Source organism: Paenibacillus sp. GCM10023250 (assembly GCF_042653205.1).
Lineage (GTDB): Bacteria > Bacillota > Bacilli > Paenibacillales > Paenibacillaceae > Paenibacillus_Z.
Genome location: NZ_JBHSHY010000020.1, coordinates 84201 through 106661, shown reverse-complemented (window position 1 = coordinate 106661; position 22461 = coordinate 84201). Strand labels below are relative to the sequence as shown.

The 22461-nt window shown below is 66.7% G+C and carries 25 protein-coding genes; 21 read left to right on the top strand and 4 right to left on the bottom strand.

Going from position 1 to position 22461, the window contains the following annotated elements:
• From ACFPB1_RS16655 to ACFPB1_RS16615, 9 genes are all read left to right on the top strand, one after another.
• Positions 1 to 932: glycosyltransferase family 2 protein (locus tag ACFPB1_RS16655; protein ID WP_379227236.1), on the top strand; the 932-nt coding region annotated here is incomplete at its 5' end.
• 196 nt (positions 933 to 1128) lie between these two features.
• Positions 1129 to 2019 (top strand): glycosyltransferase, encoded by an 891-nt coding sequence (locus ACFPB1_RS16650; protein ID WP_379227235.1) that lies wholly within the window; start codon positions 1129 to 1131, stop codon positions 2017 to 2019.
• Positions 2016 to 2783: a glycosyltransferase family 2 protein gene (locus tag ACFPB1_RS16645; RefSeq protein ID WP_379227234.1), complete on the top strand. Its 768-nt coding sequence runs from the start codon at positions 2016 to 2018 to the stop codon at positions 2781 to 2783. Before ACFPB1_RS16650 ends, ACFPB1_RS16645 begins: the two co-directional genes overlap by 4 nt.
• Positions 2784 to 2802: 19 nt before the next feature.
• Complete coding sequence (locus ACFPB1_RS16640) at positions 2803 to 3525, top strand: sugar phosphate nucleotidyltransferase (RefSeq protein WP_379227233.1); 723 nt, start codon at positions 2803 to 2805, stop codon at positions 3523 to 3525.
• On the top strand, positions 3522 to 4688 hold the full coding sequence (locus ACFPB1_RS16635) for a GT-D fold domain-containing glycosyltransferase (RefSeq protein WP_379227232.1): 1167 nt from the start codon (positions 3522 to 3524) through the stop codon (positions 4686 to 4688). The genes ACFPB1_RS16640 and ACFPB1_RS16635 overlap by 4 nt, the downstream gene beginning before the upstream one ends.
• Positions 4689 to 4721: 33 nt before the next feature.
• Positions 4722 to 6059, top strand: coding sequence for a glycosyltransferase family 2 protein (locus ACFPB1_RS16630; protein WP_379227231.1), 1338 nt, complete (start codon positions 4722 to 4724; stop codon positions 6057 to 6059).
• 168 nt (positions 6060 to 6227) lie between these two features.
• Positions 6228 to 6515 (top strand): nucleoside-diphosphate sugar epimerase, encoded by a 288-nt coding sequence (locus ACFPB1_RS16625; RefSeq protein WP_379227230.1) that lies wholly within the window; start codon positions 6228 to 6230, stop codon positions 6513 to 6515.
• Between the two features lie 24 nt (positions 6516 to 6539).
• A complete protein-coding gene (locus ACFPB1_RS16620; RefSeq protein ID WP_379227229.1) occupies positions 6540 to 6878 on the top strand; it encodes a restriction endonuclease subunit S in 339 nt (112 codons plus the stop codon).
• A gap of 372 nt (positions 6879 to 7250) precedes the next feature.
• Positions 7251 to 7532, top strand: a complete 282-nt coding sequence (locus ACFPB1_RS16615; RefSeq protein ID WP_379227228.1) for a hypothetical protein — start codon at positions 7251 to 7253, stop codon at positions 7530 to 7532.
• A gap of 112 nt (positions 7533 to 7644) precedes the next feature.
• Here ACFPB1_RS16615 and ACFPB1_RS16610 read toward each other — a convergent pair whose 3' ends face one another.
• The 3 genes from ACFPB1_RS16610 to ACFPB1_RS16600 all read right to left on the bottom strand — a co-directional run bounded on the left by ACFPB1_RS16610 (position 7645) and on the right by ACFPB1_RS16600 (position 9424).
• Complete coding sequence (locus ACFPB1_RS16610) at positions 7645 to 8088, bottom strand: VanZ family protein (RefSeq protein WP_379227227.1); 444 nt, start codon at positions 8086 to 8088, stop codon at positions 7645 to 7647.
• A gap of 98 nt (positions 8089 to 8186) precedes the next feature.
• Positions 8187 to 8768: a metal-dependent hydrolase gene (locus ACFPB1_RS16605; RefSeq protein ID WP_379227226.1), complete on the bottom strand. Its 582-nt coding sequence runs from the start codon at positions 8766 to 8768 to the stop codon at positions 8187 to 8189.
• Positions 8769 to 9211: 443 nt separating this feature from the next.
• On the bottom strand, positions 9212 to 9424 hold the full coding sequence (locus ACFPB1_RS16600) for a cold-shock protein (RefSeq protein ID WP_379227225.1): 213 nt from the start codon (positions 9422 to 9424) through the stop codon (positions 9212 to 9214).
• A gap of 223 nt (positions 9425 to 9647) precedes the next feature.
• Between ACFPB1_RS16600 and ACFPB1_RS16595 the strand changes: the two genes are divergently transcribed.
• The 8 genes from ACFPB1_RS16595 to ACFPB1_RS16560 all read left to right on the top strand — a co-directional run bounded on the left by ACFPB1_RS16595 (position 9648) and on the right by ACFPB1_RS16560 (position 18383).
• Positions 9648 to 10739: a CgeB family protein gene (locus ACFPB1_RS16595; protein WP_379227224.1), complete on the top strand. Its 1092-nt coding sequence runs from the start codon at positions 9648 to 9650 to the stop codon at positions 10737 to 10739.
• A complete protein-coding gene (locus tag ACFPB1_RS16590) occupies positions 10733 to 11914 on the top strand; it encodes a CgeB family protein (RefSeq protein WP_379227223.1) in 1182 nt (393 codons plus the stop codon). Before ACFPB1_RS16595 ends, ACFPB1_RS16590 begins: the two co-directional genes overlap by 7 nt.
• A gap of 184 nt (positions 11915 to 12098) precedes the next feature.
• Complete coding sequence (locus ACFPB1_RS16585; RefSeq protein ID WP_379227222.1) at positions 12099 to 13628, top strand: glycosyltransferase family 4 protein; 1530 nt, start codon at positions 12099 to 12101, stop codon at positions 13626 to 13628.
• 40 nt (positions 13629 to 13668) lie between these two features.
• Positions 13669 to 14766 (top strand): non-hydrolyzing UDP-N-acetylglucosamine 2-epimerase, encoded by a 1098-nt coding sequence (gene wecB / locus ACFPB1_RS16580; protein ID WP_379227221.1) that lies wholly within the window; start codon positions 13669 to 13671, stop codon positions 14764 to 14766.
• Entirely contained in the window at positions 14756 to 15739 is a 984-nt protein-coding gene (locus tag ACFPB1_RS16575) for a polysaccharide biosynthesis protein (RefSeq protein ID WP_379227220.1), read from the top strand. Before wecB ends, ACFPB1_RS16575 begins: the two co-directional genes overlap by 11 nt.
• On the top strand, positions 15736 to 16569 hold the full coding sequence (locus tag ACFPB1_RS16570; RefSeq protein WP_379227219.1) for a dTDP-4-dehydrorhamnose reductase family protein: 834 nt from the start codon (positions 15736 to 15738) through the stop codon (positions 16567 to 16569). The genes ACFPB1_RS16575 and ACFPB1_RS16570 overlap by 4 nt, the downstream gene beginning before the upstream one ends.
• A complete protein-coding gene (locus tag ACFPB1_RS16565) occupies positions 16566 to 17534 on the top strand; it encodes an NAD-dependent epimerase/dehydratase family protein (RefSeq protein WP_379227218.1) in 969 nt (322 codons plus the stop codon). The genes ACFPB1_RS16570 and ACFPB1_RS16565 overlap by 4 nt, the downstream gene beginning before the upstream one ends.
• Before the next feature lie 57 nt (positions 17535 to 17591).
• The gene (locus ACFPB1_RS16560) at positions 17592 to 18383 is read left to right on the top strand and encodes a glycosyltransferase (protein ID WP_379227217.1); all 792 of its coding nucleotides are present in this window, start codon (positions 17592 to 17594) and stop codon (positions 18381 to 18383) included.
• 337 nt (positions 18384 to 18720) lie between these two features.
• Here the strand turns inward: ACFPB1_RS16560 and ACFPB1_RS16555 are convergent, their stop codons facing one another.
• Positions 18721 to 19098, bottom strand: coding sequence for a VOC family protein (locus ACFPB1_RS16555; RefSeq protein ID WP_379227216.1), 378 nt, complete (start codon positions 19096 to 19098; stop codon positions 18721 to 18723).
• A 177-nt stretch (positions 19099 to 19275) separates the two neighbouring features.
• Between ACFPB1_RS16555 and ACFPB1_RS16550 the strand changes: the two genes are divergently transcribed.
• The 4 genes from ACFPB1_RS16550 (at position 19276) to ACFPB1_RS16535 (ending at position 22397) form a co-directional block, all read left to right on the top strand.
• Positions 19276 to 20406 (top strand): GIY-YIG nuclease family protein, encoded by a 1131-nt coding sequence (locus ACFPB1_RS16550; RefSeq protein WP_379227215.1) that lies wholly within the window; start codon positions 19276 to 19278, stop codon positions 20404 to 20406.
• A gap of 220 nt (positions 20407 to 20626) precedes the next feature.
• Positions 20627 to 21187: a GNAT family N-acetyltransferase gene (locus ACFPB1_RS16545; protein WP_379227214.1), complete on the top strand. Its 561-nt coding sequence runs from the start codon at positions 20627 to 20629 to the stop codon at positions 21185 to 21187.
• A gap of 31 nt (positions 21188 to 21218) precedes the next feature.
• Positions 21219 to 21809 (top strand): HAD family hydrolase, encoded by a 591-nt coding sequence (locus tag ACFPB1_RS16540; protein WP_379227213.1) that lies wholly within the window; start codon positions 21219 to 21221, stop codon positions 21807 to 21809.
• Positions 21810 to 21932: 123 nt separating this feature from the next.
• Positions 21933 to 22397 (top strand): GNAT family N-acetyltransferase, encoded by a 465-nt coding sequence (locus ACFPB1_RS16535; RefSeq protein WP_379227212.1) that lies wholly within the window; start codon positions 21933 to 21935, stop codon positions 22395 to 22397.
• Positions 22398 to 22461 lie beyond the last annotated feature (64 nt).

Genomic DNA, 22461 nt, shown 5'->3' with positions numbered 1-22461 from the left:
GCCGGCAGGCGGCGGCACGGACGGCCGCGCCGAAGCGGGCCGGCAGGGCGAAGCGGCCGGAGCCGGCGGCGGCTTCCCTGACGCCGCCTTGGCCCGCCGCGCCCGCGGCGGCGAAAGCGCCGGCGTCGGCTGCGCAAGCCCAGCCGCCGGCCGCGAGCCTGCCGGAGGCGCTGCCGTTCGCCGCGCCTCCGCCCGGGAGCGAGCCCGTCGTATCCGTCATCGTGCCGGTCATGAACGAACGGCGCACGATAGGGCGGGTCATCGACCAGGCGCGGCACGTTCATCCGCAGACGGAGGTGATCGTCGTCGTGAACGGCTCGACGGACGGGTCCGCGGCGATCGCGCAGAGCAAGGGCGCCCGGGTTCTCGTCTATCCGGAGGCGCTCGGCCATGACGTCGGCCGCGCCGTCGGGGCGATGGCGGCCAAGGGCAAGGCGCTGCTGTTCATCGACGGGGACATGGTCATCCCGGCGGCGCAGCTGAAGCCCTTCGCGCATGCCGTCCTGACGGGCGAGGCGGACGTGGCGCTGAACGATTACTCGGGACCAACGAACAAAGCGCTCGTGCACAGCGTCGTGCTCGCCAAGCATGCGCTGAACGTGCTGCTGGGACGCCCCGACCTGCACGGCACGTCCATGACGGCGGTGCCGCACGCGATCAGCCGCCGGGCGCTGCAGGGCATCGGCGCCGACGCCCTGGCCGTGCCGCCGCTCGCGCATGCCAAGGCGGTCCGGCTCGGATTCGCGGTGAAGCCGGTCAAACATATCAATGTCGGCAAGCTGAATCTCTTGCGCAGGAAGAGGGAGCGCACGAATCCGCTGGAGCGGCTCATCGTCGGCGATCACTTGGAAGCGATCGACTGGCTCGCCGGCCACTCCGACGACCGCGGCGGTTACGGCGACGCGGAGCGAAAACGCGAATTTGCGAGGTGATGACATGCGAGCGACGAGAAGAGGACGCCCCGGCGCACGGGGAGGAGGACGCGTCCGGAAGAGCCGCGCGAAGGCCGCGCCGAGAGCGGCCGCGCTCCCACGCCGGATGGGCCGGAGCGGATATTCGGGGGCGCTCAGGCCCGCGTATATGGCAGGCTTCGCCGATGCCTCGGCGCTTCCTAAGGGAGGCGGCACCATGGCCGGCATGGCTGCCAAGCTGCGGATGAACGAGCATTGGACGCGGTACTGCCAGCGAAGCCGGCGCGCGCGGGGACCGGCGCAGGGCCGGGCTTACGCGGACGGCTTCGCCGACGGACTGCGCCTGCCGCGAAGCGGCTGGGTGCCGGTGGCGCTGGCGAAGACCGCGTCGGCCGTCGTGCTGGCCGGGAGCCGCGCGTCGGCCGAAGCGGTGGAGCAGCTGCTGCGCCTGCCGTTCCAGGACGTGATCGTAGTGCTGGAAGACGGCGGACCGGAAGCGTTCGCGCGGCTGCGGGCGCTCCCCGACATTACGATCGTCCATACGCAGGAGCGGCTCGGCGCGGACGTTGGCCGGACCGTCGGCGCACGGATGACGCGGGCGGAGCTGGTGCTGTTCGCCGACGGCGAAGCGGCGGTGCCGGCGGAGCAACTGGCGGTGCTGCTGGCGGAAGCCCGCTCCGGCAGCGACCTGGTGCTGGCCGATGTCAGCAGGCGGCTCGGCCCGTTCCGCGGCTGGGATGACGCGGCGCGCGTTCGGGCGTTCGTGAACTGGTCGCTGGGCCATCCCGAGCTGAAAGCCAATTCCGTCGCCGTGCTGCCGCATGTCTGGTCGCGCGCCGGCCTGGAGCGCGTCGGCCTGCCGCAGCTCGCGGTGCCGCCGATGGCGCAGCGTGCGGCGCTCGAGCAGGGGCTGCGCATCCGCTGCACTCCGATCGTCGCGCCGAAGTCCGGCCCCGCCGCGGATGCTGCCGGCGCTGCGGCGAAGGCGAAGCTGGAGGCGGGCGATCACATCGAGGCGCTGCGGGCCGCCATGGGCGCGAAGGGCGCGCGCCTGTCGCTGCCCGATCTTGCCCGGCGCCGGTCGACCGCGGGAGGGAGAACGCCATGAAAGGCATGAACGCCGCATTCGGCATGACGAGCATCATCATACCGACGTACAATGCGCTGGAGCTGGTCAAGACGGCGGTTACGTCGATCCGCCTGTACACGGATCCCGCACAGACGCCGTACGAGATCATCGTCGTCGACAACGGCTCGGCCGACGGCACGGCGCATTGGTGCGCCGGCGAAGGGCTGACCTGCGTATCGCTGGCGCGGAACACCGGCTTTCCGGTCGCGTGCAACCTCGGCATGCGCGCCGCGAACGGCGATCACTTCCTGCTGCTGAACAACGACGTAACCGTCTCGTCCGGCTGGCTGCAAGGCCTGCTGCAGGCGCTGCACAGCCGCGAGGACGTCGGCATCGTCGGCCCCGTGACGAACTACGCGAGCGGCAGGCAGCAGATCGGGTATCCGTTCGAATCGCCGGCGGATTTTCACCGCGCGGCCGCTGAAGCGCGGGTCCGCGAGGCGAACGCATGGGAGCCGATTCTTCGCCTGATCGGGTTCTGCATGCTGTTCCGCCGCGCGCTGTACGATCGGATCGGCGAGCTCGACGAGCGGTTTTCGCCCGGACATTACGAGGACGACGATTACTGCTTCCGCGCCCGGATGCACGGCTTCGGCCTGCTGATGTGCCGGGACGTCTTCGTTCACCATCAAGGCTCGGCGAGCTTCAAACGGAACAACGCGGCGGAGCTGCAGCGGCTCGTCGAGCGCAACCGGTCGCTATTCATCGCAAAATGGCAGATTGATCCTGCGAATTTCATGTAACCGTTAGGAGGTCGTTCATTTGAAAGCTGTAATCTTGGCCGGCGGGACGGGGACGCGGCTTCGGCCGCTGACGAAGCTGCTGAACAAGCATATGCTGCCGGTGGGCAGGCTGCCGATGATTTGCCACGGCCTGAGCAGTTTGCGGGCCGCGGGCATTACGGACATCTTGCTCGTGACCGGTCCGGACGCCCTCGGGGACTTCGCTTCGTTCCTCGGCGGCGGCAGGGAGTACGGCGTGTCGCTCACCTACCGGGTCCAAGAAGAAGCGGGCGGCATCGCGCAGGCGCTGGAGCTGGCGCGGCCGTTCGTCGGCGAGGACGGCAAATTCGTCGTGCTGCTGGGCGACAATTTGTTCGAGGAGCCGCTCAAGCCGCATCTCGACGCGTTCCGGGCGCAGGCGGACGGGGCGATGGTTCTGCTGAAGCAAGTGCCGGATCCCGAACGCTACGGCGTTCCCGTCTTCGACGAGGCGGGCCGCATCGCGCACATCGACGAGAAGCCGGCGGCGCCGCGGACGGACAGCTGCGTGACGGGCATCTACATGTACGACGGCACCGTCTTCGACCTGATCGGGCAGCAGATGCCGTCGCAGCGCGGCGAGATGGAGATCACGGACGTGAACAACGCCTACGCGGCCAGAGGAAAGCTGGACTATCGGCACTTGAGCGGCTGGTGGACGGACGCCGGGACCTTCGGCTCGCTGCTCGAGGCATCGCGGAAACTGATGGGGGATACGCCATGAACCGCGTGGGAGCCGCAAGGCGCGTGAGAACCGCCGCCGTCCAGGGGCCGCCTGATGCCGGCGCGCAGGACGCGCGGCCAGGCGCCGGAGCCGAGAACGCCGCCAATCCGAAAGCGAAGCGCTCCCCCGGGGGCCGAAGCGCGAAAGCCGCCTCCGCGCCTGCCGCAAGCGGGTCGAAGGCCCGCCGGTCCGCCGGCAAGAAGCGGACAAGGAAGCGCCGGGGCGCGGCGGGGAAGCGCCGCGGGCGGGGACGCGTCCGGCGTCCGTCCGGCCGCTTCCCGGTTCAGCCGGGGGAAGCGGGGCTGCCGTCCGCCAACGGTCCGGGGCGCGAATCGTACAATGAGAACGCCTACATGGCGGGCTATGACCGGGGGCTGTACGAAGGCGGCGAGCTGCTGCTGGAGCAGTCGACGCCGATCAACCGGCTGCTGCCCGAGATCAGTCTGCGGGACGTCATCTCGCTCGGCGCTGCGCAAATCGCGCACCGCTGCCTGCCGCTGCTCGACGTGGCCGAGGTCTACGAGGAGATGGAAGCCGCGATCCGGGAGCGCCGTCCGTGCGCGGTCGTGCGGCTGGGGGACGGCGAGCTGCTGACGCTCGCGCAGGAAATCGTGCACGACGCGGAGACCATCCGGCGGGAAGGCGGGTTTCTGCCGTACGCGGGGGTGCGCCCGCCGGATCTGCGGGCCCGGGACGAACTGGCCGCCGCGATTCGGCAGGCCCATATCGTCGGCGTGCCGTTGTCGCGCCGCAAGCATTTCCAGCCGCTGCTCCATCCGGTGCTGCGCGGTCATCAGATTCCGCCGGAGAGCCTGCGGATGACGCATTCGGCCGTTAATTACAGCCTGCATGAGACGGGGCTGCTGGGACGGCTGCTGGCAGGCAAGCGGCTGCTCGTCGTCGGCAATTGGGCTCCGGCGCTCGGCCACGTACTGCATCAGCGGGGCTATGCGGTCACCGGCGCGATCAGTCCCGTGAACGGGGTCGGCGACGTCGAGCGCGTGATGCAGGAGATCCGGGGGCTTGATTTCGACCTCGCGCTGGTCTCCGCGGGCATCGCGGCGGTCATGCTGTGCACCCGGATCGCCGGGGAGATGGGCCGCGCCGCGCTGGACTTCGGCCACATGGCGGATGGCATCGTCAAGGGCAAATACGCGCTGTGATTCGAGCGGCAACGACGGAAAGAGAGGGACTTCATGAAAAAACAAGCGCAAGCGCGCCGGCGCCGCGACCGCAAGCGCCGGCCCCGTTCCCGGACCGGACGGCGGACGGCCGGGTTCCGGAGCCGGTTCGACGCCGGCGCGAACGCGGGCTACGCCGAGGGCGTCCGGGCCGGAACCGAGAGCTTCGGGACGGTGTTCGACGGCACGAGCATCATCATTCCGAGCTATAACCAGCTGGGGTATTTAAAGAAATGCCTTGCGAGCATCCAGATGCACACGTCCGTTCCGTACGAAATCATCGTCGTGGACAACGCGTCCTCGGACGGCACCGGCGCCTACCTCCAGTCGGCCGGGGCCGGCGGCGGCGTGCGCTTCCGGGTGCTGGAGCGGAACCGGGGCTTCGCCGGCGCGGTCAACGTCGGCCTGATGATGGCGCGGGGCTCGAATCTGCTGCTGCTCAACAACGACACGATCGTCACGGACCGGTGGCTGGACAATTTGCTCGCCTGCCTGCACAGCGATCCCGCCGTCGGTATGGTCGGCCCCGTCACCAACTACATCAGCGGCGACCAGCGCATCGAGGTGCCGTATAGGGACGAGCGCGGCATCGCCCCGTTCGCCCGCCGGTACAACGTCTCCGATCCCGCGAAGTGGCAGCCGACCGACCGGCTGACGGGCTTCTGCCTGCTGTTCCGGCGCGAGCTGTTCGAACGGACGGGGTATCTGGACGAAGGCTTCGAGATCGGGAACTTCGAGGACGACGATTACAACATCCGAGCGCGGCTGCAGGGCTACCGGCTGCTGACGGCGCGGGACACGTTCATCCATCATTTCGGCAGCGTCAGCATGAAGGCGCTCGGCTCAAAGCTTCAGGAAGTGAATGACCATAACCGGGACGTCTATACGGCGAAATGGTCCAATCCCCACGAGTTGATACAGGCGTCCCGCCTGCCGGAAGCGGATCGTCCGGCGCGGGGCGAGACGGCGTTCTACCCGCAGGGCATCGCGGTGCGCGGGGCGACGGAGACCCGCTACTGGATCGAAGCCGGGCTGCGCCGGCCGATCGCCGGCGAGACGGCCATGCCCGTCGTCCGCCTCTCGCAGATCGACGTCCGCCGCTGGCCGCTCGGCGAGCCGATCGCCGCGGAAGCGGCGGAAGCGGCCTGGCTCGCGCTGCCGCCGATCTGGGAGGACGGCGGCGCGCTCTACCTGGCCGAGAACGGCTTGCGGCGCCGGCTGCCGACCGCGCAGGCGGCGGAAGCCTGGGGCCTCCGGCTCCGCCGGGGCGAGCCGCTCGCGCCCGAGCAGCTGCCGGCGCTCGGCGAAGGGCTGCCCGTCATCGTGCCGGCGCGGGTGTCCGAGCGGCTGTAAGCGCGAGGGAGGATGCGGGTTCGGACGCGGGGGCGCATGCGCGTCCCCGTTCGCGTTCCCGGCATGTCCCGCTGTACCGCGCGGCAGATGCCGCGCATATGCTGGTAGTGACCGAAGCGGCAGCGCGCCGAGCGGCGCGGCATGCGATCAGGCGAGGAGGACGGAATCGTGCAGCATACGGTAACGGAAATGATCGAGCATATGTCCCATTCCCACGAACAGATTTCGCGCATCCTGGAGGGCAAACGGCATGTCGCCGTCCGAATGGCGCAGCTCGTGCACGCGCTTCCCGACCAGCATCCCGGATTCGGGGGCTTCGAAGAATTAATGGACAATTCGAGAGCGGTGACGGGCAGCGTCGTCGCTTATTTGAACAGCATCGCCGAGCTGCAGGAGTCGCTCGCGGCGACTTTGGGCGCGGTCATGAAGGAATTCGCGGTCGAGGACGAAGAGTAGGCGGAGGAAGGGGAGCGAACGTTCATGAGTCGGGAGAGGGCATACGCCAAGATGCTGGACGCCTCCGCCAAGGTGCAGCTGAACGTGGCGATGATCTTGGAGGCGAAGGCGCTGGAGACCGAGAAGGTGCGTTCCTGGATGATCAACCACGTCACGCCGGACGCGTTCGGCGACCAGCAGGAGCACTTGAAGGCCGCGCTGCAGATCCATGAGCAGCTGGTCGAAGTGATCGACGGGCTGACGAAGCTGAACATGGGCATGACCAACGTGCTGAAAGCCGCGCTGCGCCACGACATCGACGCGGAAGGCGGGTTCGGCGGCATGCTCGGCAGCGGCTCCTTCGATATGGGAGACAAAGACTAGTGGACCGGGACCGCCTGGAGCGCGAAGCGCGCATCGCGCTGATCGGCGCGCTGTCCCGCAGCCAGACGGCCGTCGCCCGCATCTTGGAAAGCGTCGGCGACATAACCCGGCACGATCAGGCGATGGCCCAGTCCATCCGGCGCAATTTGAAGTCGCTCGCCGCGATGCAGCGCACGCTCACGGAGATGGCGCACGCCCTGGAGCGCCATCCGGCAAGGCCGGAAGCCGGCAGAAGCGCGGTCAGGGCGGACGCCGGCACGAGCGCGGCCAGGCCTTGGCTGACCCGCGGCGCGGCCAGGCCTTGGCTGACCCGCGGCGCGGCGCTGCCGGGAGGAACCGGGGAACCGCCGAAGCGCAAAGGAGGAAACCGAAGTGGTCGCACCAGCCGTCAAAACGAAACGGCGCACAGCGGCGGGGAAAAAACGCGCGAGCAGCGCGGCGCCGCGGCAAAAAGGCAATCGGACCAAGTCCCGCAAGGGCTCCGTCGCGGGCAAAGGCAAAGGTAAGGGCACGCTGGCGGCGCGCAGGCGCCTGCAGGCGACCCGGCGTTATAACGCGGCTTTCGACGCCGCGTACAATCAAGGGTACAACCTCGGCTTCGCCAAGGGCTTCGAGGACGGCCACCAGATCGCGTACGAGCAGCAGAACGGGTAAGGCAAGAGCGCCCGGGGCACGTTCCGTGCCCCGGGCGCTCTTGCCTGGCTGGAATCGGACTAGCCGATCCTCCTCCGTATAGCGATCGAGCCGCGGCATGCGCGGTTGCGGTTTACTTCTGCAGGCTTCTTCGTTCGTCGCGCTTGGCCGCCGGACGGTTCGGCTGGCCGAGCAGCGTCCACGCCAGCACGATGCCGGCGCCGTCGATCAGCACGTCGAAGAGCCGGCCGTCGCGCGAGAAATACAGCTGCAGCACCTCGGTCAGGACGGCATAGCCGAAGGCGAGGACAAGGCCGAATCGGCTGCGGCCGAAGCCCGTCAGAATCGCCGCGAGGATGCCGAAGCCGGTAAAATGGCCGAGCTTCTGGAACAGGTACCATTTCATTTGGAAGCTGTGAATGTCGTCGAGCGGCAGCTGGAATAGCTGATGCCAATCCGGATGCTTGTTCAGATGAAAGCCGACGGTTCCATGTTTGATCATGCGCTTGAAGCTGTACGTGCACGTGCAGACGAACAGGAACAAGCCCCACAGGAGCGTGAAAACGTATCGAATCATGACGCACCTCGTTCGCAACCAAGTTCGGTACATTATGGTTCAATCCGTCCGCGAAGTCAAGTCGGCGGGGCGGAAGCTCCGGAGCGGCCGGTTCCGCCTTAGCCGAGCGTATCGGACAGGAGCGAGCCGAGCAGCAGCAGGCCCAGCATGGCCGCCGACCAGTAGGCCCGCGCCGTCCGCGTGCCGGCTCCGGCCGCCTTGGACCGGGCGAGCGCGAAGCGGAAGTAGAGCAGGAAGCCGGCGGCGATCAGCGCGGCCTCGAGCGCGGCGCTCACGGCCGGATGCGCCCAGAGTCCGAAGCCGAGCAGCGGCAAGCCGCCCGGATTCCCCGGCAATATCGGCAGATCGGGACGGTGGACGAGGAGGTCGAGCGGCCAATGACTGAACGCGACGAGCCCGACGACGATGCCGTTGCGCCGGCCCAGGAAGCGGCCGAAGAGCCAGGCCGCGAGCGCCCCGATGAGCAAGGCCCCGGCAAGCGAGTGGGTATAGCCGGCGTGAATGAGACTGCTGCCGTAGCCGCCGCCCTCGACGACGGTATCGATCGTTTCCCGCCCGGTCAGCAGCAGCGGCACGAACGCGACGTCCAGCAGCTGTGTGCCCAGCATCAGCGCCCACATCGGCGTCCGCTTATCCGCGGCCTTCACGGCGGCAGCCAATGCGAAATGACCCGCGAACATCAGCGCATCCCTCCCGCGCGCGAACCGCTTCCGGCCGGTTCCCCGGCCCGGGCGTCCAGCAGCCCGCAAACGACCGTAAACATCAGCAAAAACACGATAAAGCTCATGAATGAAATCCCTCCGTCCCGTATTGTAACCGATGGTTACTAACCTACGGTTATAATATAACCAATGGTAACTTCTGTCAAGGCCATTTTGTTGCCGGCCGGCCTCGAATGACGCAGCGTGCGTCGCTCTCGGAAAGGAGGCGGCTGGCGGACATCCGCGTTTCGGCGCTGATCGACAAGGAAGCTTGCCTCGATCCGGGCAAGGGGCGATGCTGGGGAGGGGTCCTTCCTCCATCGCATCACAAAACCAGGGAGCCCTCGTCCTATCCAAGACGGGAGCTCCCTGGTTTTTCGTTTCTTCTCGCCAATTGGCCTTTGGAACTCCTACAGCCTGTCTTATTGGAAGCCGCGTTTCGTTCCGTTCGTCAAGACCGGCAGGCTTTTGATTTCGCTCGTCATGCTGGATTGGCAGATCGGGCAGCTGGGATGTTCCCCGAACGAGAAATCGCTGCGCATCCAACAGGAACAGTTGTCGTTGGTGCATATCCAGATGGACGTTTCTTCCTCGGGGATCGGTTCCGCTTGCTTCTTCGAGAAATGAATGATCAAGACCTCCTTCGTTCGTGCCTTGGGCCTCTTTTAATATGTGACGGCGCTGCCAGATTTATACTTCCTTTTTTGCGCTTTCCGAACGAAAGCGCCGTCATCGCCGGCGTACGTTCGCCTTGGGGGTCATCAGCCAATTTTGAACCGCGCGCGGACAAGAGACCATGAGCCTTGCCTGTCATTCGCATATATTGCTCAGAAGAATGAACATCCAGGGGTGGGGACTGTGCAAACGAAGGTATATGGAATCGCCCGCGCATCCCGGGAGGGCAACGTGTCGGGCTACGCGGACGGTTTGCGGGACGGCGCCTGCGAATATTTGGTCCGGCACCTGCAGCCGGCCGCGCCGCCGAAACGGGACTGCACCGTGCTGTACGTTCCGCAGGGCTTCGATGCGATCGATCAAGGCGTGATCGAGGCGCTGCGCCAGACGGTGCGCGAAGTGTACGTGACGGAGGCCGCGAGAATGGCGGAGCACGCCGCGCTCGTCCGGCCGGATTGGATGCTCGTGCTGAACGGGCTGCACGTATTTCCGCCGGATCATCTGGAGCAGGTGGACGCCGTCCGGTCGCTCGGCATCCGGACGGCTATTTGGTTTGCCGACGACCCGTACGTCACGGCGGAAACGATGTACATCGCTCCGCGGTACGACGCCGTGCTGACGCATGAACTGAGTACGATTCCGATGTACCAGGAACGGGGGTGCGCGAACGTGCATTACATGCCGCTCGCCGTCGATCAGGCGCGGTTCAAGCCGCTGAAGCCGGAGGCGAAGTACCGCAGCGACATTTGCTTCATCGGCCAGGCGTTCTGGAACCGGGTGGAGATGTTCGACGCCATCGCGCCGTACCTGAAGACGCGCAAGGTGTTCATCGCCGGCGGCCTGTGGGAGCGGCTGCGCAGCTACAAGGAGCTCAAACGGTTCATCCGGCTCGGCTGGCTGCCGGTCGAGGAGTCGATCAAGTACTATAACGGCGCGCGCATCGTCATCAACCTGCATCGGACAACCGAGGCGGGCAGGGACAACAAGAACGTCCTCGGCCTGCCGGGGCGTTCCATCAATCCCCGCACGTACGAAATCGCCGCGTGCGGCACGCTGCAGCTAACCGACCGGCGGGAGGACCTGCCGCAGTATTACCGCCCGGGCGACGAGATCGAGACGTTCGGGAGCGCGGAGGAATTGAAGGCAAAGCTGAACCATTACTTGACGCACGAGGACGAACGGCGCGCCATCGCGCTGAAGGGACTACGGCGCACGCTCGCCGACCATACCTATGTCCGCCGGCTGCAGCAGATCGCGGAGGTGCTGGGATGGTAGCGGGCACGCCGCGGATCGCCGCGCTGAGCCGCAAGCGCAGAGGCATGACCGTCGCCCGTCGGAGACGCCGGCGAGGCGCGCCGGCCAGGCGCGCTAGGACACCGGCCGCCGTCGCCGGCTTCCGGGCGGGCTGGGCGCACGGGCATTGGTTCGGGCGCTGCGAAGCCGCGCTGCAGCGCATCGTCCAGCCGCCGCCGCCGCTGAAGCAGGCGCATGTCCTGTTCGTGGCGACGGGGAAGGGCTTCCCATATTCGCCCCTCGACGTGGCGATCGCCGACGCGTTCCGGGGCCAGGTGACGCAGCTGACGATCACGGACACGAAGCAGCCCGTCGCCGACCTGGCCCTGCGCATCCGGCCGGACGTCGTCATCGTGCTCGACGGCCTGGCATTCGACGTCGCGCAGGTCGACCGCATGCGGGAAGCCGGCATCCGCACGGCCATCTGGTTCACGGATGACCCGTACTACACGGACATCACGTCCAGACTGGCGCCGCACTACGACGTCGTCTTCACGCTGGAGCTGCTCTGCGTCGACTATTACCGGCAGATCGGATGCCCGGTCGTGCATTATATGCCGCTCGGGATGGACCCCGCATCTTTCCGGCCGCGGAACCCGGAGCGCGCCCGGCGCCGCGAGATTTGCTTCATCGGTTCGGCGTATTGGGGGCGGGTCGGCTTTTTCGATCAAGTGACCCGGTATCTCGCGTCCCGGGATACGCATATTTCCGGCATCTGGTGGGAGCGGCTGAAGGACTATCGCCTCATTGCTCCCAAGATCGAGCTCGGCCGCTGGATGGGACCGATGGAGACGGCGGGGTATTACAACGGCGCCAAGATCGTTATCAACATGCACCGTTCCCCGTTCGACGAGACGTTCAACAACAACACCGGCGGCGTCGGGGCGGTCTCGCCGAACCCGCGCACATTCGAAATCGCCGGCTGCGCCACGCTGCAGCTGACGGACGTCCGCAGCGACCTCGTCTCCTTCTATACGCCGGGCTACGATATCGTCACCTACGAATCGCCTCAGGAAATGATAGAGAAGATCGACTATTACTTGCACCACGAGGAAGAGCGGCAGCTGATCGCCATGCGCGGCATGCTCCGGACGATGCGGGACCACACGTACGGCAAGCGGATCGAGCAGCTGCTCGGGCTGCTGTTTCCGGGATAAATGGTTGTCCGGGACCGGCGCCCGGACGAAAGCGCGCCATTTTGTGCGTTTGCTGGCGGTTCAAATGTCGTGCCGCTTCAATCGCCTTCCAAATACTATGTAAAAACTAGGTTTGAAGAGTAGAGCGATACGGGACGGAGGTGAGCGCCTGCTCGTGGCCAGCGCCAACGGGCGAGGCGGCCGTTTGAAGCAAACGAAGCCGAAGCTGCTGTTGTTCTCGCACATCTGCAGTCCGCAGTACGTGACGGGTGCCGAGAAGCTGTTGTTGTTCATGATCCGCGAGCTCCTGCCGGCTTACGCCTGCACGCTCGTCGTGCCGAACGAAGGCGTCATCGCCGGCCATGCCCGCAAGCTGGGCGTTCCGGTCATCGTGCAGGATATTCCGCTCGTCGTCTCGCTCTACCTGGCGCTCCCGCACATGCAGGCGGAGCTCGCCGCGATGCTGCGGGAGCCGGCTTGGGGCGAGCTGCTCCGGCTGCTGCTCCGCGAACAGCCGCAGGCCGTCCTCGTCAACACCTGCGTGCATCCGCTGCCGGCCATCGCCGGCAAGGCGCTCGGCATCCCGGTCGTCTGGTCGGCGATGGAAACGATCTGCGAGACGCCGCTCACGGCGGCTTCGGCCGCGCTGATCGAGGCGCATGCCGACTTCGTGCTCGGCATCTCCGAGACGACGCTCGCGCCGCTGCGCACCCCGGGGCTGCTGCCGAAGACGATGCTCATTCCCCCGTCCTGGCACCTGGAGGAGCTGCAGCCGGAAGATTGGGCCCGGCATCGCACCGACCGCCGGCGGCAGCTCGGCTTCGCGGAGCACGAGCGCGTGGTCGGCTACATCTCCTCCTCCATCTTCGAGGGCAAGGGACTCGAGCACTTCATGCAGATGGCCATCCGGACCGCCGCCGTCCATCCGCACGCGCGGTACCTGATCGTCGGCAACCCCGTCGACGCGCCGTACTTCGAGCGATGCCTCGGCATCGCGCGGGACGCCGGCGTGCTGGAGCGGTTCCGGTGGCTCCGGTTCGAGGAGCAGGTGGCGACGGTGTATCCCGCCATGGATCTTCTCGTCGTGCCGAGTCTGATGGCCGAGGGCTTCGGGATGACCGCGCTCGAGGGCATGGCGTGCGGCAAGCCGGTCGTCGTCTACGGGTCGGGCGGCCTCGCCGAGATCGGCCAGGCGACGGGCAACGCCGCCTACGTCGCGCCGACGGGCGATTACGTCGGCTTGGCGAACCTCGTGTCGTCGCTGCTTGCCGACGAAGCGCTGCTGCAGGCAGTCGGCGCGCGCAACGTCCGCGGGGCGCACGCGGTGTACGGCATCGCCGCGTACCGGGAGCGGCTGCGCCGGTTCGCCGATCTCCTGAAGCAGCGGGCGCCGCAGCTCCCGCGCACCGTCAAGGGCAGCGGGCCGGCGATCTACCTGCTCGAGCGCGCCGGCGTCCTGCGGCCGTTCCGGACGATGGCGGCATTCGCCGCCGTCGGCTACCGGCCGGAGGACGTGCGGCTCGTGCCGGACGCGTTCATCGCCGGCCTGCCGCACGGCGCGCCGATCGGCGACGCGCCGCGGACGGCGCGGCGGTCGCGCAAGCTTCGGCGGTCCCGCCGCGGGCAGCGCGGCCGCCGCAAGGGCGGCGCCAAGCTCCGGCGCGGCCGCCGGGCGGGGAAGGCGCGCCGCGGCAAGCCGGCCGCCGGCCGGAGGAAGCGGCGCCGCGCCTCGTAGGAGGAAGCGGCAGGCACATTACACCGAAGGAGGAACCATTTTGCGCGTCGTTACGATTTTGGGCACGCGGCCGGAAATCATCCGCCTCAGCCTCATCATTCAAAAGCTGGACGCGCTCGCCGAAAAGCACGTGCTCGTCCACACAGGGCAGAACTTCTCGCCTGCCCTCTCGGACGTGTTCTTCCGCGAGCTGGGGCTGCGGCAGCCGGATGTGCTGCTCACGGACGCAAAGCAGACGCTCGGCGGCCAGCTGTCCGTCATGTTCGCGGAGACGGAGCGGGTGCTGGCGGCGCACGAGCCGGACGTCGTGCTGCTGCTCGGCGACACGAACAGCGCGCTCTGCGCGATCGTCGCCGAACGGATGGGCATCCCGGTCGTGCACATGGAGGCTGGCAACCGCTGCTACGATCTCGCGGTGCCCGAGGAGAAGAACCGCCGCGTCATCGACGCGATCTCGTCGATCAATATGCCGTACACACCGTACAGCAAGGGCAATCTGCTGCGGGAAGGCTTTCCGAGCAACCGGATCGTGCAGACCGGCAATCCCATCCACGAAGTCATCGAGCATTACGAGCCGCGGATCGACGCGAGCGACGTGCTGGAACGGATGGGCCTCGCCCCCGGCGAGTACGTGCTCGTCACCGCGCACCGCGCGGAGAACGTGGATTCGCCGGAGCGGCTGGCCGGCATCCTGGAAGGGTTGAACCGCGTGGCGCGCCGCTTCGGCAAGCGCGTGATCTGCAGCGTCCATCCGCGGACGCGGTCCCGGATCGACGCCGGCACGGTGTCGGTGGAGATGGAGAAGCGGGTGGAGTTCTACGAGCCGATGGGATTCTTCGACTTCGTCCGGCTGGAGCGGCACGCGCTGCTCGCCATCACGGACAGCGGCACGGTCCAGGAGGAATGCTGCCTCTTCGGCGTACCGACGGTGACGATCCGGACGACGACGGAGCGGCCGGAGACGGTCGACTGCGGCAGCAACGTCGTCTGCGGCCTGCAGCCGCAGCGGATCGAGGAAGCGGCGGCGGTCATGACCGCGCTGCCCGCGAAGTGGGCGTGCCCGGAGGGGTACTTGGCCGGCGGCGTATCGGATAAAGTGGTCAAATTTCTGCTTGGAGGGAAATGGAATGTTCACTAATCAGCGCATTCTCGTCACCGGGGGAACGGGGTCCTGGGGTTACGAATTGATTCGCCAGCTGCTGCCTCGGCAGCCCAAACAAATCATCGTGTTCTCCCGCAACGAATCCAGCCAGGTGGCCATGAGCCGTTCGTTCGAAGATCCGCGCCTCAGCTTCTGCATCGGGGACATCCGCGACAAGGAAGCGCTCATGCGGGCGTGCGAGCGGGTGGATTACGTGTTCCATCTGGCGGCGCTGAAGCATGTGCCCGTGTGCGAGGATCAGCCGTACGAAGCGCTCAAGACGAACGTGATCGGCACGCAGAACGTCATCGAGGCCGCCGTCGCGAACGGCGTCAAGCGCGTCATCTACATCTCGACGGATAAAGCGGCGAACCCGTCCAATTTCTACGGCATGACGAAAGCGATCGGCGAGAAGCTCATCGTGTACGCCAATCTGCTGAACTCCGATACGACCTTCGTCTGCGTCCGCGGCGGCAACGTCCTCGGCACGAACGGCAGCGTCGTCCACCTGTTCACGAGCCAGATCCGCGCGAGGCGGCAGGTGCGCATCACCGACATGCGGATGACGCGCTTTTTCCTCACGCTGCAGGACGCGATCACGCTGCTGTTCAAGGCGTCGCAGGAAAGCGTCGGCGGGGAGATCTTCGTCATGACGATGCCGACCTGCCGCATCGCCGATCTGGCCGCGGTGCTGATGGAGGACATGGGGATCGACGCGGAGATGATCGAGACCGGCATCCGTCCGGGTGAAAAAATCCACGAAATTCTGCTGACCGAGCACGAGAGCGCGACGACGGTCGCCTACGACGACGAATACCTCGTCATCCTGCCGACGATCGACATTCCGGGGCTGCGCCAGCACTACAGCGCGCATCCGAAAGTGGATTTCGACAGCTACTGCTCCAGCAAGTCGCTGATGTCGAAGGACGAGATCCGCGCCATGCTCGTCAGAGGCGGATTCCTGTCATGAAGCTGCTGATCATTGGGGGAAACGGAATGGCGGGTCACATGCTGATCCGCTATTTCCGGGAGACGCACCCGGAGCACGAGGTCGTCTACACGACGCGGCGGGCGGACGGTGCGGGGGGTCTCGAACTCGACGCGACCGACGCGGAAGCGACGGCCGCCCTCGTCCGGGCAGTTCGTCCGGACGTTATCGTCAACGCGGCGGGCGTGCTGAACCAGGACGCGGAGACGCACCCGCTCCGGGCGTATCTCGTGAACGGCCTGCTGCCGCACTGGCTGCGCTACGCGGCGGACGGCATCGGCGCGCGCGTCGTGCATATCAGCTCGGACTGCGTGTTCAGCGGCGAGCGGGGGGCGTATGCGGAGAGCGACCATCCGGACGGCACGTCGGTGTACGCGCGCTCGAAGGCGCTCGGCGAGATGCTGTACGGTCGGCATCTGACGATCCGCACGTCGATCATCGGACCGGAGATCCGGCCGCAGGGCATCGGTTTGCTGAAATGGTTTTTGGCGCAGAGCGGCACGGTGAACGGGTACGCGAACGTGTACTGGAACGGCGTGACGACGCTGGAGCTCGCGAAAGCGGTCGCCTACGCCATGGAGCAACCCGAGATCGGCGGGCTCGTGCACTTGACGGCGAGCGAGTCGGTCAACAAGCTGACGCTGCTGCTGCTGTTTCAGGCGGCGTTCGAGAAGGAAGACGTCCGGATCGTCTGCGACGAAGCGATCCGGATCGACCGGACGCTCGTCGCGACACGCAAGGATTGGAAATACCGGATGACGGGCTACATTCCGATGCTCGACGAGCTGGCGCAGTGGATGAAGCGCGCATGAGCGGGCCGCGCCTGCTCGTGACGGGCGCGGGCGGGTTTTGCGGGGAGCACGCGTGCCGCCATTTCGCCGCGCTCGGCTGGCGCGTCGCCGCGGCGGTGCGCCGGCTGCCGGAAGCGGGGGCGCCGGAATGGGCCTGGCTCGGCGCCGCCGAGGCCGTACTCGCCTGCGACCTGGCGTCGCGCGCCGAGACGGAGGCGCTCGTGGCGCGCGCGGAGCCGGATTACGTGCTCCATCTGGCGGGAGCCAATGCGGTCGGCACCTCCTGGAGCGACCCCGCAGTGGTGCTGCAGAGCAACGTGATGGGCACGGTGCATCTGCTCGAAGGCGTGCGGCGGCGCGGCAAGCCGTGCCGCACGCTGGTGGCGGGCTCGCTGCTGCGCTTCCCGACGGCCGTCCCCGGCGAGCCGGACGGCGCCGGCGGCGATGGAGCCGGGGCGAAGCCGCAGCATCCGTATGCCTTGAGCAAGACGATGCAGGTGCTCGTCGCGCGGAGCTGGGCGTCGCTGTTCGGGCTGGAGGTGCTCGTCGCGGAGCCGTCGAACCTGATCGGCCCCGGCCGCTCGGGCGGCCTGTGCGGCCTGCTCGCGCGCTACGCGGCGGGCGCGGAGCGCGCGGCGGCGGACGGCGGGCCGGCGCCGGCGCCGTTTCGCTTCTCCTCGCGGACCGAGCGCCGCGACCTGCTCGACGTGCGCGATGCCGCCGCCGCGTACGAGACGCTGCTCCGCGCGGGCGAGAGCGGCCGCGCGTATGCCGTGGCGTCCGGCGTCATGCGGACGCTCGGCGAGATCGCCGATGTCTTCGGGGAGCTGGCGCGGGTACCGCTCCCCTGGGCATTCGGCGATTCGGACGCGGCGTCGCCCGCGCCGGCGGATCCCGCGGCGGTCGCGGCGCTCGGCTGGGCGCCGCGGCACGACCTGCGGACGTCGCTGCGGGACGCGCTCGAGGATGCGCGGACGCGGGGCTGAGACCGCCGGCCGCGCGTTCGGCCGCGTACCGGAGACAGTTTGAAGGAGGGAACGAAGATGGGTTCGAATGCCGGCAAACCGCTCGTCACGATCGTCATTCCGTTCTATAACGATCCGTACGTGGCGGAGGCGATCGAAAGCACGCTCGGGCAGACGTACGGCGAGACCGAGATCATCGTCGTCGACGACGGCTCGACGAAGCACCAGGAGCAGCTTCAGCGGTACGAGGGGCGCGTGCATTACGTCGGCAAGGCGAACGGCGGCACGGCGAGCGCGCTGAACACCGGCTTCCGCCTCGCTAGCGGCAAGTACGTGGCGTGGCTCAGCTCCGACGACCGGTTTTACCCGGATAAGCTCAAACGGCAGATCGAGGCGATGGAGCCCACGGGCTCCCTGATCAGCCACACCGGGTTCGACGTCCTCGACGGCCGCGGCAAAATGACCGCGTTCGACGTCATTCCGCCCGGCCTCGAGCAGGGACAGTTTTACCGGGCGTTCCGGACCAGCAACCCCGTGAACGGCTGCACGGTCGTCATGGCCAAGGAGCTGTTCACCCGCATCGGCCCGTTCGACGAGTCGCGCCGCTATACGCACGACCTCGACTATTGGTTCCGCGTCCTGCTCGCGGGCGTGCCGTTCCTGCTCGTGCCGGAGCCGCTCTGCGCCTATCGGCGCCACGAGGCGATGGGCACGATGAAGCACGCGGAGGCGATCGCGCTGGAGACGAAGGATACGTTCGCGAAGTACGCGGCGCGCTTTGAGACGTACTTGAAGCGGCTGGGGCTGCTGCCGCGGGCGGAGCAGCCGCCGCGGAAGCGGACGGCGGGCCAGCGCGGCGCGCTGCGCTGAAGGCGGGCCAGCGCGGCGCGCTGCGCTGAAGGCGGGCCAGCGGCGCGCTGCACGAAGGCGCGGGAGCGGAAAAGCCGGCTATCGCGAATGGCGATGGCCGGCTTTTTCGGGCTGCTGCGGCACGACCGGAAGGACCGAAACGGCGTATGTTCGCCGTAGACGGTGACCAGGCAACCTGCATGGGTTCGAAGCGAAGCAGTTCGCGGCCAAGAAGGTGACCAGGAAACCTACATATAAATGCTTGCCCGTCCGAATCGCACCCCGCCGGCCCGATCCAGCTTCTCCGCCGCTTTAGTTGCTCTCTTGACCCAACCGCCAGTGAGCGCGCCTCCGCCTCTCAGGCAAACAGGCTGATCAGATTGCCGTCGGGATCGGCCACGATCGCGTAGCGTTGGCCCCAGAAGGCGTCCCACGGCTCGCGGCGGCCTTCGTAGCCCCGCTCGACGAGGCTGCGGTAGCGCGCATCCACCGACGAAGCGTCCGCGCAGCGGAACGCCAGCTCGATCCGGTGACCCGCCGGCCGCTCCCAGCTGCCGTAGACATCCCGTGCGACCTCGACCGTGTCGAAGGCGAGCCGGAAGCCTTCCTGCGCGATTTCCACATGCGGTTCGCGGTTTGCCGATTCGGGAATCTCGAAGCCCAGCGTGCGGTAAAAATCAAGCGCCTTGCCCATATCCTCGACCACGATGCCGATCATATCGAGTTTAACGGTCATTCTCGATCGACTCCTTTCATTTTTGTACCAGTATACCACAATATCATCCAATTTCTTCCTATGAAACTAGCAGCAGCGCTTTTCAAATATTCCCCGCGAAGGTACAATGAAGGCAGAGAACAAACGTTTGGAGCCGCGCGGCTTGGACCGGCGGCACCCGGAAAGGGGTACGGACAGATGGAGCCTTCGGCGCCGTTCGCGTTCAAGGCCGGCGACTACCCGGAGAAGCCGGGCTGCTACCTGATGCGCGACGCATCGGGCCGCCTGCTGTACGTCGGCAAGTCCAAGAAGCTGAGAAGCCGGCTGCGGTCGTACTTCACGACCCGCCATACGCGCAAGCGGCTGCAGGAGCTCGTGGCGCAAATCGCGAGCATCGAGATTATTCTCGTCAACAACGAGACGGAAAGCCTGCTCCTGGAAAACAATTTGATCAAAATCCATAAGCCGCCGTACAACCGCGCGCTGAAGCGGGACAACAGCGGCTATGTGTACTTGGAGCTGACCGGGGAGCGGATTCCGCGGCTGGCGGTGCATTTCCGCGACCGCCGGGAGGCGTCCGGCAAACGGGACAAGCATGCCGCGGCGGAGCCCGAAGCTCCGCAAGCCGAGCCCAAGCGGTTCGGTCCGTTCGCCAATGCGAGGTTCCGCAACGAGCTGTTGGAGTTTTTGACCGACCACTACAAGCTCCGCTCGTGCGCGACGCTGCCGAAGCGCGCCTGCCTGCTGTACCATATCGGGCGGTGCAGCGGCATATGCGAAGGGCATATCTCCGAGGAGGATTACGCGAAGGACGTCAAGCAGGTGACCGAGCTGCTGTTCGGCGGGAGCAAGGACGCCTTGCTCTCCCGTATGTACGGGCAGATGGCGGAGTACGCGGAGCAGCTGAAATTCGAGAAAGCGCAGAACATGCTGACGCATATCCGCAATTTAGAGAAGACGCCGGAGCGCCAGATCGTCGACCGGGAAACGAACGTCAATCAGGAGGTGCTCTATTTCGGCAGCGAAGGCGTCATGATCGCGAAGGTGCAGCAGGGGATGCTGCGGGATTTCCAGCTGCACGAGCTGGAAAGCGGCTACGCGGAAACGGCTTGCGACCGGTTTCTCGTCCAGCGCTACCGGGCGGAGACCAAGCCGGACGAGCTGATCGTCAACCGCGTCGCCGACCCCGCCGCGGTCCGCCGCGCGCTGCGCCGGGCGGGGGAAGGGCAGGCGCCTCCGCTGCGCATCACGCAGCCGAAGCGGGGGCTGAAGCACGCGCTGCTTCAGCTGTGCAAGGAGAACTACGAGTACCGCAAGGGCGGCGGATAGCCGGCTGCGGACGGCGCATCGAAGCGCGGCACGTGTCCGGGCTGCAGGTCCAACCCGACGCTCGGCCTGCCATCGCGAACGGCTTCAAGCCGAACCAGGGCCGGCCGCATAGCTTGGCGGATATCCGCCGGTCCGGCGATCTCGTGCCCGAGGCGTCGGAATATGTTACGATGAAGGGATGATAATCCCTGGTGCCTGCGGGCGGAAAGGAGAATGTACGATGAATCCATTGCTGCTCGAAATTCCGTCGCAGTTCGAGACGGAACGGCTGCTGCTGCGGGTGCCGCGTCCGGGCGACGGGCGCGCCGTATGCGAGGCGATGAAAGCATCCATAAAGGAGCTGCGGGCCTGGCTTCCGTTCGCCCAGGAGGACCCGGACGAGGACCGGACCGAGGCCAATCTGCGCGAGGCGTACGCCCAGTTCATCCGCCGGGAGGACATGCGGCTGCTGCTGTTCGAGAAGGCGACGGGGCAGTTCATCGGCTCGTCGGGGCTGCACAATCCGGACTGGAACGTGCGCAAGTTCGAAATCGGGTATTGGATCGACACCCGGCACAGCGGCAAAGGGTATATGACTGAAGCCGTGCAGGGCATCACGGTGTTCGCGTTCACGGAGCTGCTGGCGCGGCGCGTCGAGATTCGCTGCGACGCGCTGAACGAGAAGAGCCAGGCCATCCCGCAGCGGCTCGGCTTCTGGCACGAAGCGACGCTGCGCAACGACGGCTTGTCGGCCGACGGCTCGCGGCTGCGGGATACGTATATTTTCGGCATGATTCCATGAAGAGGCATCCCGGCGAAAGGAGGCGGCCATGGTGAGGAAGCAATTGGTGCTGGACGCGGGCGGCGTCATCGTGACGAACCTGCCCGGCTTCTGGACGATGCTCGCCGATGCCGCGCGCGTCCAATATTCGGACATCCGGGCGGCGTACAAGGCGGAGCTGGGCGACGGTCTCTGGACCGGCGCGGTCGCGGAAGCGGACTTTTGGCGCTGGGTCGAGGACCGCTGCCCGGGGGTGACGGAGCGGGACGCCCGCGAGCTGCTGCGCCGGAACCTTCGGCCGCTGCCGGCGTTCGACCGCGTCGCGGCATGGAGCCGGCTCGCCGACGTCCATTTGCTCAGCAATCATCGCACGGAGTGGCTGGCGCCGGTCGTGGCGCGGCTGCGCCCGTACTTGGGGCATGTCGTCATCTCGAGCGAGACGGGAGCGAGCAAGCCAGCGGATGCCATGTTCGCGGCGCTTCGCGACCGGCTCATGCCGGCTGCGCCAGTGCTGTACGTTGACGACCATCCGGACAATCTGGCGGCAGCGGACCGGTTCGGCTGGACGGGCTTGCTGGCGGACGAAGACGGCCGCTGGATCGGCGAGGCCGACGCCTGGCTGCGGCAGGACGATCGCGCATAGCAGGAACGGACGGTGCGAGCTGCCAGCGGGGACCCGTAGCAGGAACAGACAGCGCAACCAATAGCAGGAACAAATCAGTAGAACTGACAGTCGGATCAGTCAGAAGGAGCGGACCGGACAACCATGCATGATTTGCGCATCATCGACGTAGGGATTAAAGACCCCGATTTACTCGGGCTGATCGCCAAACTGGACGCGTATCTGTACGCGTTGTATCCGCCGGAGGAGGTGTTCGGCGTCGATTTGGACGACCCGGACCTCCGGGACATTCATTTCGCGGTGGCTTATATCGACGGCAAGCCGGCCGGCTGCGGGGCGATCAAGGAGCTCGACGGGACGATGACGGAGCTGAAGCGGTTTTACGTCGAGCCGGAATTCCGCAACCGCGGGGTCGCCGGACGGATGCTTCGTTATTTGGAGGACAAGGCCCGGGCGCGCGGTTACGGCGTTATCCGGCTGGAGACGGGCGGCCCTCAATTCGAGGCCGTGGCGTTCTACCAGAAGCACGGCTACGCCGCTATCGAGCCGTACGGCGAATATATCGGCTGCCCCTCGAGCCTATGTTTCGAGAAGCGGCTGGAAGGCTAGGCTAATGAAGTACGGGATGGCTGCACGAAGTACGTAATCCATGATTTATGTTCAGGAGGGAACC